This window comes from Chryseobacterium cheonjiense (assembly GCF_012927265.1).
Lineage (GTDB): Bacteria > Bacteroidota > Bacteroidia > Flavobacteriales > Weeksellaceae > Chryseobacterium > Chryseobacterium cheonjiense.
Map to the genome: position 1 here is coordinate 880,611 of NZ_JABBGF010000002.1, position 14,678 is coordinate 895,288.

A 14,678-nucleotide genomic window follows, 5' to 3' on the forward strand; every position below is an offset into this window, starting at 1 on the left:
TTTTACTTTAAAGTAGCTTTTTCGGCTTCGGTCATGGTTTTAGATTGTGTTGCAAATCTTTTGATGTAATTTTTAAGAGATGCATCCTGTTTGCTGTAATTATTCAGAATGAAAGCTTTATCATCTTTTAGGCCGCCTCTGTAGCCTACGATCTTCGGAATATTTTCCTGAACACTCATTCTGATGACACGAAGTTCGATATTATTAGGATTGTTTTTAATGAGACTTTCCAGGTCTGACGCGCCTGCTTTTACCATTGCTTTTCTGTTGTGCTTGGCAATTTTAGCGCCCATGATTTTGGCGGCCGCTTTATAGCCCTGGACGGCGACATCAGAGCCGGAAGCTTTTTCAGCTGTATTGATAAATGCTTCTGTATTGGCGTTGGACAAATTGGCTTTTGCATAGCTGTATCGTAAAGATTCAACACTCGACTGGAAAAAAAGAACAAAAGCGGTAATGAACGAAAAAATTAGTTTCATTGTGTCAGTTTTTTATAGTTAACTGACATTTTTAATGCAATAGTCTCGCCAAATAAAGTGGTATTTTTCACTTTAATTTCCTCTTCTGCTTCTGTAATATCCAGTTGTAACTTCAATTCCGGTGTTTCAAAGGGATTGATGATCGCCATAAATTTTACATTTGAAGCCGATTTCAGAAACAGTTTTTTACCGGTAAATTCTTCAGAAAGTTCTTTTACAATCTGCATCATACAGACTCCCGGTGTTACAGGATTTCCCGGAAAATGCCCTTTAAAGATGTCATGTTCTTTATTAAGTAAAATATGGGCGATATAGCTTCCGTTCTCTGTTTTTTCGTAGGACTCCAATTGGTAAAAATCGGTAAGAATTGTCTGCATTATTTATTCTGTTTCAGTTATTTGGAATAGTTTTATATTGATTTTAAAATCTTTATGCCGGAGATTCAAACTATCCGCGAATATATGTTTTTTTGCGTCAAAACTAAAATCGATCTTTTCCCTGTTGTTTTTCGTATAAACAATTTGTTTCAACATTTGGTTCTCCTTCCCAAAGAATAGATAATATGCTCTCTTATCTGCTTTTGAAAGATAAATATAATCGGTTTTATTTTCAAAACTTTGTGAAACCGGATAGTTCCGTTTTAAAAGTTCCCGGAAATCGTTCTTCAGAAAATTAATGACGATTTTTTTATCCATATCGGGAAGTACATAATTGAGTTTAAAATCTTCCTCCGAAATTTCAAAATCGATTAATTTATTTCCAAAATCCGAGGTTAACACAACACGATGAGTGTTTTCACTAATTTTTTTTATGATTAAAATTCCGCTTACATGATTCTTATAAATGTCCATTTGGCATTTATACACATAATCTTCTTTAGAGGAAAAGTATCGATTTTCAACAGTCTTTTCAACAGCCGTAACAGGTTCCGCATCATTAAGCGTATAGGTTTTACACGCTGTAAACAAAATGAAAATCAAGCTATAAGCTAAATTCCGAAGCAGCAACCGGCGCATTTACTTTTGTATTTTTAAAAACAATATTGGTCGTATCTCCCGAAGCTTCCGTCATATTAACCTGTGAAACCGTTGATTCATTTTTAGGGAAATATAATTCAATTTGCTTAATATATTTCAGCAGCTGAGATGATTTCGGAGTAAACTTAGCAATGTTGAAATTGGCGTTTTTCATATATGACACAGAAAATTCAGGATCATTGAACATCTGTCCGTTTGAACTTCCCACAATCAGTTTGTTGATTTTTTCGAAAGTTTTGCTCTTGGCATCTACGGAAGACTTTTTCCCCTGGTCATTAATGAAAATCTTGTTATCCTTGAAAATAATGCTGTATTGATAAGGTTTTGTATATTTCCAGCTCAGCATATTCGGCGTTTTTAAAGACATTCTTCCATAGGTGACGATATTTTTATCCAGGAAATCCATTTTTTTGGTCTGTGCAAAATCGGATTGCAGTGTTTTTATCGTCTTAGTCTCCGAAGAAACTTTGGCTACAAATGCCTTAGCTTCAGCCCCGGACATTGCTGTATTCTGCGAAAAAAAAACACCTGAAACCAATATAAATGCTCCTAAAGCAATATTTTTAATCATTTTTTAACGTTTTAATGTAACCACAAAAGGCACAAAAGATTATTATTTCCATTTAACATACAATTAAAGTCTACAAAGATGAAAATCAAAGATTTCAAAACTTAGGTGTTCTTTTTTATTAAGCTTACTGTAATGTTAAAAGGCTTTTCTCTCTTTTGCGGTTAAAATATTATCAATTGTAAAAGTTGAATATTTCTTATCCTCCAAAAATACCAATAAATCCTCCAAAACATTGTACGTTTTTTCTGAGGTATCGTGAAGAAGGACAATGCTTCCTTTTTTTAAGCCTTTAGTTACTTTCCGGTAAATTTTCTTTTCGTCCTGTGTAATGGTATCTAAAGACCGTACGTTCCAGCCGATGCTTTTTTTCCCTGTTCTTTTAATTGCTCGGGCAATATTCGGATTGGTAACGCCAAACGGAGGACGGTATAAATTTGTTTTTAAATTACCGGTATTCGACATTACTCTGTCACATTTTTTAATCTCTTCGATCATTTTTGAAGTTGATAGAAAACCCGTATTGTCAGCATGTGAAAAAGTATGATTTCCAATGGTATGACCTTCTGCAATAATTCTTTGGAAGGTTTCGGGATGTTTTTCAATCTGTTTTCCGATGCAGAAGAAGGTTGCTTTTATGTTTCTTTCCTTTAGCAGATCAAGAAATTTCGGTGTAAATTCTGTCGGCCCGTCATCAAATGTCAAGGCGACTTCTTTTACTCTTGTCCTTTTACGGATTATACTGTTGACAAAATAGTTCAGACCGATATCAAAAGCTCCCCAGACAACAATCGCAGAAAACAGAAAAAAACAAAAAACATAAACCCAAAAGCTCCCCTGAAACGCATAAATAAAAACGTTACAGAAAATATAAAACAGGATAAAAGGATAATGTTTCATCTTTTATTGTTTGAGTTTTTAATGTCAATTTGTTATATTCCAATCTCATAGGTTTTTAAAACCTGTGAGGTTTATCTCTAAGCTTTCCCTAATAAAACCAAACTGTGATCATTTCCACCCAAATGATTGTATAGCAAGACATTTTCTATTGCTTGTTTTTTCAAATCATTCATCATCATCACTTCGGGAATCTCCTGATTTTTAAGAATATGGCAGGCCATAAATATTGAAAAGCCACTGGCGGTATTAAATTCTCCGCTTAAATGTTTGTAATACAGAAGTGAGGAATCAGCAAACAGTTCCATTGCTTTTTTGTAATATCCGTCAGATTGTGCGTCTCCGCTGAAGCCTAAAATTACAGCGTCAATATTAGTATTTGTTAGATTATTTTTAGATAAAAATTCTTCAATAGATTGCTTGGTTTCTTCTAAATCTAATGTGTTAACAATCTGAATGTCTTTCAGTTGAGCATATGAATTTTTTGACTTTTCTTTTCCCAAAACAAAAAAACTTGCCCCTTCTCCCCAAACAACGCCGTGCGTTTCTGAGTTCAGATAATCTACAGGTAAATCTTCTTCTTTTTTAATGGTTTTGTTTAATTTATACAGTTCCATTGTTCTTTCAGTCTGTTCATCTGTCGAGCCCACCAACACATTTTCTGCTTCGCCGTCAGCAATCTGTAGTTTTGCATCCAACATTGAGAACTCCAGAGATGAGGAAGTGTTTACGTAGGTAAAATTATAAGCGTGACATTGCAGGCCTAAAGCAATCTGCCCGGCTACCGTATTATGAGTAGACTGGATAAAATAAGTAGGAGTCAAAAACTCTTCGTTATTATCCAGCACGTTTTTTAAAAATTTTTCAGAGTCCTGCGAACATCCAATTCCGGTTCCTACAATGATGGCATCAGGATTTTTGACACCCGCTTCTTTTAAAGCGAAATGTGATGCGACGGAACTCATTTTTACCGTTTTAGACATTCTTCTGATCATAGCGGGAGGAATGAATTCTTTGTAAACCGGCTCAATGGCTTTTAAAATTTGGGATGAGGTTTCCGCATTTAAATTCTGTAAAAAATTTTCATTTAACGTGTCCTGTACCGAAATACAGGCTGCACTATTGATATAAACCGAACTCATGATTTTGAGAAAATTAAGGTTGAACAATTTCCGCCAAAGCCAAACGAGTTGGAAAGAACGTGGTTAATATTTTTCTCTCTGAGTTCCGTTACAGGAATCAGGTCAAATTCTTCCATTTTTGTTTTAAAGTTCAGATTCGGGAAGATGATATTGTTCTGGATCGCCAACAATGAATAGACGGCTTCAATTCCGGCCGCGGCCGCGAGCGTATGGCCCGTAAACGCTTTGGTAGAGCTGAAATCAGGAACTTTGTTTTCTCCGAAAATCCGGATCATCGCAATGCCTTCAGAAAGATCATTGTTGGGGGTCGCCGTTCCGTGAACGTTGATATAATCGATTTGCTCTTTATCCAAACCTGAAATTTTCAGAGCTTTTTCCATCGCTAAATAAGCTCCCTGACCGTTTTCAGAAGAAGCAGTCTGGTGGTGCGCATCATTGGCATTTCCGTATCCCGAAAGATAACCAAGCACTTTTTTATTTTCCTTTTTCACCACGTCTTCGGATTCCAAAATTATAAAAGCAGCAGCTTCACCCAGATTCAGGCCTTTTCTGTTATTGTCGAAAGGTGTGTTGTAAGAATCGGTAAGAATCATCAGCGTGTTGAAGCCATTCAAAGTAAATTTTGAAAGCGCATCTGTGCCGCCAACAATTACGCGATCCAAAATACCGTTTTTAATGAGCTTTGCTCCTATCATGATAGCGTTAGCCGCAGAAGAACAGGCTGTACTGATGGTTGAAACCGTGCCTTTTAATCCCAGATAATCTGCAATTAATAAGGATGAATTCCCGGCATCATGGGAGTCAATATATTTTTGCTTGTCAGGGAAATCTTCGTAGGAATAGAAATACTTTTCTGTCATATCCATTCCGCCGACACTGGTGGAAGAGATCAGTCCTGTTTTATAGCCGTTGATGTCTGCAATTCCAGCGTTTTCCACCGCTTCTTTTGCTGCAATCATTCCTAATAAAGCGGTTCTTGTAGCATTTTTCACATCCTTAAGATGGAGTTTTTCTGCAAGCTCAGTATTGGAAAGCTTTATTTCGCCTGTTTTAATGTTTCCGGCATGGCGTGTTTCAAAAAGCTCAATATCTGAAATTCCGTGCTTTCCGGATTTTAAGGACTGCAGATTTTCTTCCACATTGTTTCCGATGGAAGAAATAATGCCCATTCCTGTTATGGCAATTTTTTGACTCATCTTTTAATAATGTACCAATGTATCAATTTAACAGCATAACAATATTGGTACATTGCTAAATCGATACATTGCTAGATTGAATTATTTTGTTCTGTTTTCCTCGATGTATTTTGCCATAGTGTCAATGGACGTAAAAATTTCCTTTCCTTTTTTCGGATCGGATAATTTAATACCATATTCCTTATCTAAAAGAACGATCAGCTCTAAAGCATCGATAGAATCCAATCCCAGACCTCCTCCGAATAACGGATCCGTATCTTGGATTTCCTCTACTGCAACGTCTTCTAAATTAAGAACTTCAATGATTTTGTGTTTTAATTCTTCTCTTAAGTTTTCCATATTTTTAAAATTTACCGATGTATCAATGTACCAGTTTACCAATTGATTATACTGAATGTCATTGTTACATTGTTATACTGTTATATTGTTACATTAGTTCGTGAGCAAATATACAAAAGCATTATAACTTTCCCGATATAACTCTACCCAGCCGCACAATACTTTATCGGCTTTTCCTGACTGCAAAATCTGTTCCGAGTAATCATTTAAAAATTGTTCATCAAACTCATCCAGGACAAAGAAGGCGTTCTCAGTCTGCATTTTATGTTTGATACTTATTTCTCCAACACAAATATTAGGCAATGTGTACACAAAAACAGCAGGACTTGGATAATAATTTTCCTGGGAATTGATGCTTTCCTGGTACTTAGAATCAGTATCAAGACTTGATGATTTGTTGGCGAAAACCAAGGCTGTTCTGCTGTGATCGTTATCTTTTAAAATCATTTCAGAAGCAAGAAAAGCGAGTTTGCTCAGGTTATCCATCTTATGAAATTTCGGATAATTGAGTTCTAAACTTTTATACGCGTCCTTTGCAAAATCTGAAAAATTTTCAGCTGAGGTTTCAAAAATGGTTTCGTTGTTGAAAGTAATCTTTGAATTGTTTATGGTGCAAATATCTGTTTTCTTCATGAATGCTTTCAGAATTTTAAGGCTTTTTTGTTGGATTTTGATGGGTGTTGAAAACAGATAGTATAATGATTTTGTTATCAATAATATCAAAAATTATTAAGTAGGGAAACTTTTTTATAAATGCTTCCCGGTAGTATTTTTTGATTTCGAAATGCTTTGGATGGCTTTGAATTCTAAGAAAGTATTTGTTTAATTGCTTCATGAATTTCTCGCCCAAGCCTTTTTGTGCATTTTCGTAATAAATATATGCTTCAAGAATTTCTAAACTCGCTTCTTCCTGAATAATTAATTCATAAATCATTTTAAAGCAGATTTTGCCTTTTCCTGAACTTCTTCCCAAGTATAAGATTTGCTTTCCCCGCTTATATATTTTTCTCTTCTTTCATTTACTACATCATAATGCCAGTCCGGAACTGCAGGATAATTATCTTCTTGTTCTTCTGCATCAATAATGCTGTTGATGATTCTTAAAATTCTTTCATCTGCAATATCAATGAAGTCGTGAATTCTTTTTCTGATTTCTAGAGTGGAGTCCATTTTTCAAACCTTTAAGTCTATCAAAATTACGAATTATTCTTTACACTTTTCCAAAACAACTGCCGCATTACATCCTCCAAAACCTGAAGCTGTTTTCAGAATATATTTGATTTCTGCAGGCTGGTTTTCTTTAATAATATTCAAAGATTGAGAAGTTCCGATGTCTTCAAAATTTTTTGATGGGATTAATGTATTTTTCAAAGCGCTTTCCATTGAAATAATCGTTTCCAGTAACCCGGATGCTCCTAAACAATGCCCGTAATAGGCCTTTAAACTATGCAACGGAATATTCTGCAGCTCCGCACGGTTGAAAGCGATAGCTTCCATCTCATCATTATAGATCGTGGCGGTTCCGTGAGCGGAAATAAAATCAATTTGCTCTGCTGAAACCTGTGCTTCCGTCATCGCGTTTTTAATGCTTGCATATAAGCCATCACCGGTTCTTGATGGTCCGGAAATATGGTTAGCATCGTTGATAGCCGAGTCTCCTGAAATTTTAAAACTAAATTTTTCGTTTTGTAGAGTTTTTCCTTCGTCAGAACGATAGCCTGTTATGTAAACTGCTGCTGCTGCCTCACCAAGATTGATGCCGTCGCGGGTTTTATCATAGGGTTTACATATCCCGCTTCCGATAGCCTGAAAAGAATTGAAGCCAGAGATGACAAATTCTGAAATTTCGTCTCCGGCAATAACAAAAGCATCGTTATATTTTCCGGACAAGATGATGTTTTTTGCAACAGCGAGTGCCATTACTCCGGAAACACAAGCATTGGAAACTACAATTGGCTTGGTTTTAAATCCAAAAAAATCCGAAATTTTTTGAGCTAAGTCCGAAAGGAAAACGCCTTCCGGCAAAGTGTTTTTATTTTTTAATAGACTGATATTTCCTTTGGTGGTGGACAGGATAAAAGCTGTTTCTTCCGTTATCTGATGTCTTTCAACGAGAGGTTGTAAGCTTAGCAAAAACATTTTTTCCAGCCTTGTAAAACTGTTGTTCTGTACGGATTTGAAATGTTTGGTAAATTCCTGTTCCAGTTTTTCAGAATCAATTTTGGAAGCGTAAAAAGGTTCGTGATTTTCTATGATTTTATGTAAAGAAACGCCGGATTTTCCTTCCAGAAGATCCTTCCAGTTGGAAGAAACATCAAAACCTAATGGCGTGATGCAGTTGTAATCGGTGATATAAATTTCCTTCATGGCAATCCCATTTTATCCTTCCATGCCTGAAAAAACTCAGGATTGTACAAACATAAATTATTATCGGAATCCAGAAAAACCTGGATGGTTTCTCCGGAACAAACCAACTGATGATCTTCGTTAAAAAGTTCGTATTGATATATTAATTTTGCTGAAATCGCATTAACGAAAGTCGTTACAATCTTGAACGTTTCCCCGTATTTCAGTGGCAGGAAATGCTCGCAGGTACTTTTGACAATTGGCGTTACATAACCAGCCTTCTGAATATCGAGATACGTTAAACCATGTTGTCTCCCGAAAGCTTCTCTTCCGTCTTCAAAGTAAACGATGTAGTGGCCGTGCCAAACAATCCCTAGCGGGTCTGTTTCATTGAATCGCACCCGAACTTGCTCTGTACAGGTTAATATATTGTCTTTAGACTGCATTTTGTTTCGTTTTAACACAAGGTTCACAAAGTTATACACAATGTTCACAATGAATATTCTAAATTTTATATCGTTCCGTTGATTAGTCTTTTAACACCATTTTTAAATAAAACTGAGTTAAAATTAATCAATAAACCCAATTTACAATTGCTTAATTTTAAATACGTTAAAACTTGAGCAATATGAATTTCATTTAATGATTCTACGGATTTTATTTCAACAACGACTTTTCTCTCAACCAATAAATCAATCCTATAGCCAATGTCAAGTTTTATGTCATCATAAATTAATGGCATTGGTTTCTGTTTTTCTGTCAGTAATCCGGATTTCTGTAACTCATAGTACAGACATTCTTCGTATGCGCTTTCTAAAAGTCCAGCTCCAAGTTGGCGATGAACTTTTAATCCTGCATCAAAGATAACTTTCGAAACTTCATTTTCATTCATATTATTTGTGTTTTTTAGATTTTATTTTAACCACAAGAAACACAAAATATTTCACTAAGAACACAAAAATTATTTCTTTGCTTTCAAATAGTTCATTTATTTGTGCTCTTAGTGAAAAATCTTAGTGACCTTTGTGGTTAAAACTAAACTGCATTTTGTTTTCTTTCGTAAAATAATGAAATAGTAACCATTGCTACATAAAATAAAAATAAGAAAATGATCTCTTTTGCAATACCACTGATTCCGCTGTTTCTTAAAATAATGTCATAATAGGCATTAAGACCCCAGTTCATGGGAGAAAACTTGGCGATGGTCTGCATAAATTCAGGCATTAAGAAAACAGGAACCCAAATTCCGCCAATGGCTGCCAAAACTACCACGGAAGTTGCCCCAAACGGAGCCGACTGTTCCTGGGTATCTGCAACAGTTCCCAGTAAAATCCCAAAACCAATCGCCGCTAATCCGGCGAAGATGGTAACGATAATTAACGGAAACATCTTTCCGGTCACATCAAACTGCGGAAGATCCATATACGGGAAAAGATAAATTCCTACTGCAACCATCAGCAAAAACTGAATGACACAGATAATAAGATATGTAAATGTTTTTCCTAAAATATGAATGAAATACGGTGTCGGACTGATTCTCGCCCTTACGCTTGTTCCCTGGCTTTTTTCTTTAACCAAATTGATAGACAACGGAACAACGATAAAGAAAATCGCAAACAGCGCCCACGCCGGAACATTATGCTGAACAGAATTCGGCAGCACATCCATATTGCCTTTTTTCGGAGTGATCTCCTTAAAGGCAATCAGGCTGTTATTTTTTAGATCTTCGGTAGTTCCCAGCTGTTCCTGGAATGCTTTGTAAATCTTTTTGTTTTCGATCTCAAAAACCATTTTATTCACCGCATTCATTACATTGTTTTTGAAGCTGATATTGGTTGCGGGATCGAAATAAAGACGGATATCTTTGGCTTTTGAAATTTCTTTCTTTGCAGTGGTAGAATCTGTTTCCAACCCGAATGAACTTACGATTGCCTGAACTTTAGATTCTATATTGGAGTTAATGTCTTTCGTTAAATTTTTAGGGATAACAATGGCCATCTGGTATTCTCCTCCAAACACGGCTTCCTCGGCAGATTTTTCACTAAAATCGGTCAGCAGCTCAAATGTTTTACTGTTTTCAAGCTGTTTTTTTATATTTTCTGAAATTTCAGATTTATCATTATCAATAAAAAGGATCGGGATTTTGGACCCTTCCATATTTTTAAAGGTAGAATCCTGAATTAAGGTAATGGTAATAATCAGGAGTAAAGGCATCACGAAAATGATGACGATTCCTCCAATATCTCTTTTCAGCAGAAGGATTTCTTTAATAAAGCTTCGCCACAGTTTATACAACAACATCTCGTAATTCTTTTCCGGTTAATGAAATAAAAACATCTTCTAAGTTTTCGGCATTGGAAACCCTGTTCACCAGTTCTTCCGGTGTTCCTACCGCATGGATTTTACCATGATCGATAATGGCAATTTTGGTACAGAATTCTTCAGCTTCCGAAAGGTGATGTGAAGTGTAAATAATACAGGTTCCTTTTTTATTCAGTTCTAAAAGATGATCAATAATTGCTTTTTTAGACTGTACATCTACGCCTACCGTAGGTTCATCCAAAAATAATACTTTGGGGTTGTGAAGGGTTCCTGCAATGAGGTTGCAGCGGCGTTTCATTCCTCCGGAAAATTGTTCCACTTTTTTATCGCCAAATTTTGACAGTCCCATGATTTCCAAAGATTCATCAATTGCTGTTTTTAGCTTTTTATGGCCTAAACCATATAAACTCCCGAAGAACATTAAGTTTTCTCGTGCCGTCAGAGTAGGATACAAAGCATATTCCTGGGGAACAATCCCGATGATCTGTCTTAGTTTAAAGCCGTTTTTTTGAGGCGACAATCCGTCAATGGTAAATTGTCCCGATGTAGGTTTAATCAATCCCGAAAGTATGGAAATAAGCGTGGTTTTGCCGGCTCCATTGGGTCCGAGAATTCCGTAGATTTCATTTTTGGCGATATTCAGCGAAATATCATTTACAGAAAAGTCTTCTGCAGTTTTGTATTTTTTGTACAGGTTTTTTATTTCTATGAAATCTTCCACGTTATATCGCTTTTCTCAGTTTTTTATAAAAAGCTTCTTCCAGATCTGCAATATGAAGCATTGATTTGGAAAGGTTGTTATAGATATCGCTTTTTGAGTTCCTGTTTTTGTAAACCCGGGCAATATCCACTGCAAAATCTCTCCAGAGGTCACCGATCATGGTGATTTCTTTCGACAGTTCTTTTAATTCTTCATTTTTGAGAATAACAGCCGCTTCCTGTAAGAAAGCACCATAAATAAACCTAAAGCCTCCTCCTCCGGTTCCTATTTCTTCCTGCATGCGGATCAGCTGACCCAAATAATGGTTGGTTGTTTTTGTGCCTTTTTTTTCAGCCCATTTCGGGATGCTTTTGGCAACCCATCTCATGGCTTTTATCCCAATGATCGGTACGGGAGCAAGCATGTTTTTGCAGGTATCTTTGATTCCTTTTTTAATCGCTTCTTCAAGATGGATGTGTTCTGGAATATAAGTAGGATAATACATATGTCCTTTGGGAGGAAGTGCTCCTTTGGCGTATCTTACCTTTTCCAGCTCGGCTTCGCTGAGAGTAGTTACGTAATCCATTACGGGATCACTGATCAGGAATTTTCCGTCTTCTTTTCCGTAAACGACAAGATTGTGCGCATTGAAATGGAATTTATATTCTTCCGGAAAATACGTAAGGTTGAAAACACCTACCTGAAGTCCTGTCGGAATATTGTTTTCCAGGTTTTTTTCAAGCGCTTTCTGAGCTTCCTGTGGATTTGAGAATTTAAGCCTTTTAATTTTAATTCCCAGTCTTTTTGCGGCTTTGCTGAAAATAGCTCCGGGCATGGGGCGATAGCTGAAACCGGGCGCGAAATTTACCTTTAAAAAAGGAAGGTAAACAAAGAACAGGCCGGATCCGATCCCGAAAATCATAGGCTCACTGAGTTTCAGCCCTCTGTTTAATAACAAATTGGAAGCCACCCCATTTTCGCAATGCGCAGTCTGATGGTGTTCAAAATTAATTTTCATTCTTAGCTTGGTTTATTACTTTTTCAACGATAATTTACTTTCCGTTGAAATTTTTCAGTTCGTCTACTGTGATGCCAAATGTGTCTGCATATTTTTTAAGGGTAGAGTCACTTAGTGTTTTAAATATTTTGGGTTTTCCATGTCTTTTTACCCGCCATTGCCACATTCCGACGTAGGCTGCAAGAACCTGCAGGTCCATCTTATTCAGTTCCATGAAGTAGATGATCGGACTTACAATATTTTGGGCAACATTTTTTCTGGCTTCTTCAATACGCTCATTAATAAGTTCCATCGATTCTTCAAGGGCCGCTTTTTTGGCATCCCATCCAATACTGTTGGCGGTAGTATAATTGTCATTTTCATCCGTTACATACAGAACTTCGGTCATGTTTGCGGACTTAAGATTGCTTTCGTCTTGTGGAAGGTCGTGTTTTTTCATCGTGTCAGTTTTTTATTTCCTGAATAAATAAATTGATTTCAGCTCTGATCAAAATTTTATCACTGTGAAAGGTTTCACAGAAGATATTACAAATGTTTCCAAACTGGGAGAGCAATGAGGCTCTGGAAATGATGGTATCGCCCACTTTTGGGAGGGCAAAGATTTCAGTTTTCTTAATTGAGGTAATAAAGCCTATTACTTTTGTCTCTGCACTAGGATTTTCAAAGAAGCTTTGCCCAAGAATTGAAGAACAGGTCTGTGCAAGGTTCTCGATGAGGCCGGCTTCTGTAAATTCGTTATTATGTACAAAAATATTGTTTTGCTGAATCTCAAAGGAAGTCACCACCTTTTCTCCGGTGAGTTCCGTGATATAGTCCACCATCAGCATCGGTTCGCGATGCGGGAGAAAATTGTGGATGTTGATGATGTTTTCTTCCTTGATTTCCATTAAATGATATTTTAAAACACAAAGCTTACTAAGATTTTTGAAATGCTAACGTTTTTAAGTTCGCAAAACAAAGTTTCGCCGATTCCATGAAGCAATCATACCGTGAGGCAAAGCCATTTTACTACGTCGAAGCTTCGATTTCACTCAGCCAGGATCGCAAGATTTTAATTCAATATTACATTACAACCGTTTTCATTTGTGATTTTGCAATAACCTCATCATTGATCTTTGTGATGACATCTACCAATGTGACACCCATCATTTCATTAAGAATCGAAACTTCTGAGGTTAGCTGATCTCCCAATTTCGGAAGTGTTATTACTTCAAATGATTTAATTGCACCAATATATCCGGTAGGAGCTTCTTTTCCTGAAAGATAAAATTTATAACCGGTATGAAGTGCTACACTCTGTGCCTGATGTTCCAGTAATCCTGATGCCTGGAAAGTTCCGTCCTGAATAAATATGTTTTCTTCCATGGGTCTAAATCCTGAAATCAGGTGGCTTTCGGAATATTCTGCAATGCTGTCTACCATTACAAAAGGAAACCGCTGCGGAATCAGGCTTTCCACAAAATTCTTATCGGATGCCGGCAGTAGGTTTTCCATTAGCAAACAGTTAACAGGGCGCAAGAGTAGGCAAATCTTCCACTTTCCGGAACACAAAGGAGTACTTTTTCTCCTTTCTTCAATTTTCCTGAATTCATTAATTGTTCTAGGGCAATGAAAATAGAACCGGCACCAATGTTTCCTACTTCTGAAAGATTGTAGAACCATTTTTCCCATGGAAAATCCAATCCGACATTGGCAAATTCATTTTTCAAGCCTTCTTTAAAATATCCTGACGAAATATGCGCCAGTACATGGTCTATTGTATTTGGGTCAAGATTATGCTTGTCGAAAGATGATCTTAAACTTTCGGCACCTTTTACCAGAATATACTGATCTAAAATTTTCGTATCCTGTTTCAGGGCAAAAATCGATTGTTTCAGCCATTCGTCAGAAGGGTAATCTGCCCATGATTTCAGGCTTCCGTCTTCCTGCTTTTCGCATCCTGCATACATACACGCTTCAATTTCGTGCGCATAAGAGTAGAAATCTATGAATTCTACTTTCAGAGAAACGCTGTCGGTTCTTGGTTTGTTCTGCAGAAGCAGTGCTCCTGCGCCGTCGGATAGCATCCATCTTAAAAATTCTCTTTTAAAGGCAATAATAGGTCTTTCTTCAAGGAGTTTTAGATTTTCTGCTTCATGATTGAATTTGTCGGCAGTCATCCATGATGAAAATCTTTCCGAACCTACGCATACTGCATTTTCTTTCACGCCGGCTTTTACGGAAAGGAATCCGTAATTAAAAGCATTCATCCCGGAGTTACAAAGTCCCGTTGAGGTATTGATCTCAATCGATTTGTTGAGATTAAGCTCACCATGAACCATGGATGCATGGGAAGGCTGGATCTGGTCTGCAGAAGTGGTTCCGCATGAAAGCAGCTCTATGTCTTTCTTTCCGAAATTTTCATCGAAAAGACCTTCTACGGCTTTTGCCGTGATCTGGGCATTGGTATGAGTTGGTTTTCCTTCCTGGTCTAAAGCATAATACCTTGTGGTAATTTTGTTGTTTCTCAGAATTAAAGCCTTTGCTTTTGACGGTTTTTCATTGATATAGCCAAGATACGTTTCCATTTCATCGTTAGAAACCGGTTCATTCGGCAGGTATGTTGAAGCTTTTGTGATAAATACGTCGTTCATT

21 protein-coding genes are annotated in these 14,678 nt (G+C 36.8%); all 21 read right to left on the minus strand.

The window, feature by feature from the left end:
• Nucleotides 1–2: 2 nt before the first annotated feature.
• The gene (locus HHL20_RS14670) at nt 3–479 is read right to left on the minus strand and encodes a hypothetical protein (RefSeq protein WP_169231916.1); all 477 of its coding nucleotides are present in this window, start codon (nt 477–479) and stop codon (nt 3–5) included.
• Nucleotides 476–856, minus strand: coding sequence for a 3-hydroxyacyl-ACP dehydratase (locus HHL20_RS14675; protein ID WP_169231917.1), 381 nt, complete (start codon nt 854–856; stop codon nt 476–478). The genes HHL20_RS14670 and HHL20_RS14675 overlap by 4 nt, the downstream gene beginning before the upstream one ends.
• Before the next feature lie 3 nt (nt 857–859).
• On the minus strand, nt 860–1,330 hold the full coding sequence (locus HHL20_RS14680) for a hypothetical protein (RefSeq protein ID WP_228463198.1): 471 nt from the start codon (nt 1,328–1,330) through the stop codon (nt 860–862).
• A gap of 130 nt (nt 1,331–1,460) precedes the next feature.
• Nucleotides 1,461–2,087, minus strand: coding sequence for a LolA family protein (locus HHL20_RS14685; protein ID WP_169231919.1), 627 nt, complete (start codon nt 2,085–2,087; stop codon nt 1,461–1,463).
• Between the two features lie 135 nt (nt 2,088–2,222).
• Complete coding sequence (locus tag HHL20_RS14690; protein WP_169231920.1) at nt 2,223–2,984, minus strand: polysaccharide deacetylase family protein; 762 nt, start codon at nt 2,982–2,984, stop codon at nt 2,223–2,225.
• A 77-nt stretch (nt 2,985–3,061) separates the two neighbouring features.
• Entirely contained in the window at nt 3,062–4,123 is a 1,062-nt protein-coding gene (locus HHL20_RS14695; protein ID WP_169231921.1) for a beta-ketoacyl synthase N-terminal-like domain-containing protein, read from the minus strand.
• Entirely contained in the window at nt 4,120–5,319 is a 1,200-nt protein-coding gene (locus HHL20_RS14700; protein ID WP_169231922.1) for a beta-ketoacyl-[acyl-carrier-protein] synthase family protein, read from the minus strand. The genes HHL20_RS14695 and HHL20_RS14700 overlap by 4 nt, the downstream gene beginning before the upstream one ends.
• A gap of 81 nt (nt 5,320–5,400) precedes the next feature.
• Nucleotides 5,401–5,658 carry a phosphopantetheine-binding protein gene (locus tag HHL20_RS14705; RefSeq protein ID WP_169231923.1) on the minus strand — a complete coding sequence of 86 codons (258 nt, stop codon included), beginning with the start codon at nt 5,656–5,658 and terminating at the stop codon, nt 5,401–5,403.
• Nucleotides 5,659–5,751: 93 nt separating this feature from the next.
• Entirely contained in the window at nt 5,752–6,291 is a 540-nt protein-coding gene (locus HHL20_RS14710) for a 3-oxoacyl-ACP synthase (RefSeq protein ID WP_169231924.1), read from the minus strand.
• 16 nt (nt 6,292–6,307) lie between these two features.
• Nucleotides 6,308–6,592, minus strand: coding sequence for a type II toxin-antitoxin system RelE/ParE family toxin (locus tag HHL20_RS14715; RefSeq protein WP_169231925.1), 285 nt, complete (start codon nt 6,590–6,592; stop codon nt 6,308–6,310).
• Complete coding sequence (locus tag HHL20_RS14720; protein WP_169231926.1) at nt 6,589–6,828, minus strand: addiction module protein; 240 nt, start codon at nt 6,826–6,828, stop codon at nt 6,589–6,591. The genes HHL20_RS14715 and HHL20_RS14720 overlap by 4 nt, the downstream gene beginning before the upstream one ends.
• Nucleotides 6,829–6,861: 33 nt before the next feature.
• Nucleotides 6,862–8,025 carry a beta-ketoacyl synthase N-terminal-like domain-containing protein gene (locus HHL20_RS14725; protein WP_169231927.1) on the minus strand — a complete coding sequence of 388 codons (1,164 nt, stop codon included), beginning with the start codon at nt 8,023–8,025 and terminating at the stop codon, nt 6,862–6,864.
• Complete coding sequence (locus HHL20_RS14730) at nt 8,022–8,450, minus strand: acyl-CoA thioesterase (RefSeq protein ID WP_169231928.1); 429 nt, start codon at nt 8,448–8,450, stop codon at nt 8,022–8,024. The genes HHL20_RS14725 and HHL20_RS14730 overlap by 4 nt, the downstream gene beginning before the upstream one ends.
• 65 nt (nt 8,451–8,515) lie before the next feature.
• Nucleotides 8,516–8,896: a GxxExxY protein gene (locus HHL20_RS14735; RefSeq protein ID WP_169231929.1), complete on the minus strand. Its 381-nt coding sequence runs from the start codon at nt 8,894–8,896 to the stop codon at nt 8,516–8,518.
• A 143-nt stretch (nt 8,897–9,039) separates the two neighbouring features.
• Nucleotides 9,040–10,305 (minus strand): ABC transporter permease, encoded by a 1,266-nt coding sequence (locus tag HHL20_RS14740; RefSeq protein WP_169231930.1) that lies wholly within the window; start codon nt 10,303–10,305, stop codon nt 9,040–9,042.
• Nucleotides 10,292–11,047, minus strand: a complete 756-nt coding sequence (locus HHL20_RS14745) for an ABC transporter ATP-binding protein (RefSeq protein WP_169231931.1) — start codon at nt 11,045–11,047, stop codon at nt 10,292–10,294. Before HHL20_RS14745 ends, HHL20_RS14740 begins: the two co-directional genes overlap by 14 nt.
• A 1-nt stretch (nt 11,048) precedes the next feature.
• On the minus strand, nt 11,049–12,044 hold the full coding sequence (locus tag HHL20_RS14750; protein WP_169231932.1) for a BtrH N-terminal domain-containing protein: 996 nt from the start codon (nt 12,042–12,044) through the stop codon (nt 11,049–11,051).
• Between the two features lie 34 nt (nt 12,045–12,078).
• Nucleotides 12,079–12,483 carry a hypothetical protein gene (locus HHL20_RS14755; protein ID WP_169231933.1) on the minus strand — a complete coding sequence of 135 codons (405 nt, stop codon included), beginning with the start codon at nt 12,481–12,483 and terminating at the stop codon, nt 12,079–12,081.
• A gap of 4 nt (nt 12,484–12,487) precedes the next feature.
• Nucleotides 12,488–12,931: an ABC transporter permease gene (locus HHL20_RS14760; RefSeq protein WP_169231934.1), complete on the minus strand. Its 444-nt coding sequence runs from the start codon at nt 12,929–12,931 to the stop codon at nt 12,488–12,490.
• Between the two features lie 175 nt (nt 12,932–13,106).
• The gene (locus HHL20_RS14765) at nt 13,107–13,538 is read right to left on the minus strand and encodes a hypothetical protein (RefSeq protein ID WP_169231935.1); all 432 of its coding nucleotides are present in this window, start codon (nt 13,536–13,538) and stop codon (nt 13,107–13,109) included.
• Nucleotides 13,538–14,677: a beta-ketoacyl-ACP synthase III gene (locus HHL20_RS14770; protein WP_169231936.1), complete on the minus strand. Its 1,140-nt coding sequence runs from the start codon at nt 14,675–14,677 to the stop codon at nt 13,538–13,540. The genes HHL20_RS14765 and HHL20_RS14770 overlap by 1 nt, the downstream gene beginning before the upstream one ends.
• Between the last annotated feature and the right edge of the window lies 1 nt (nt 14,678).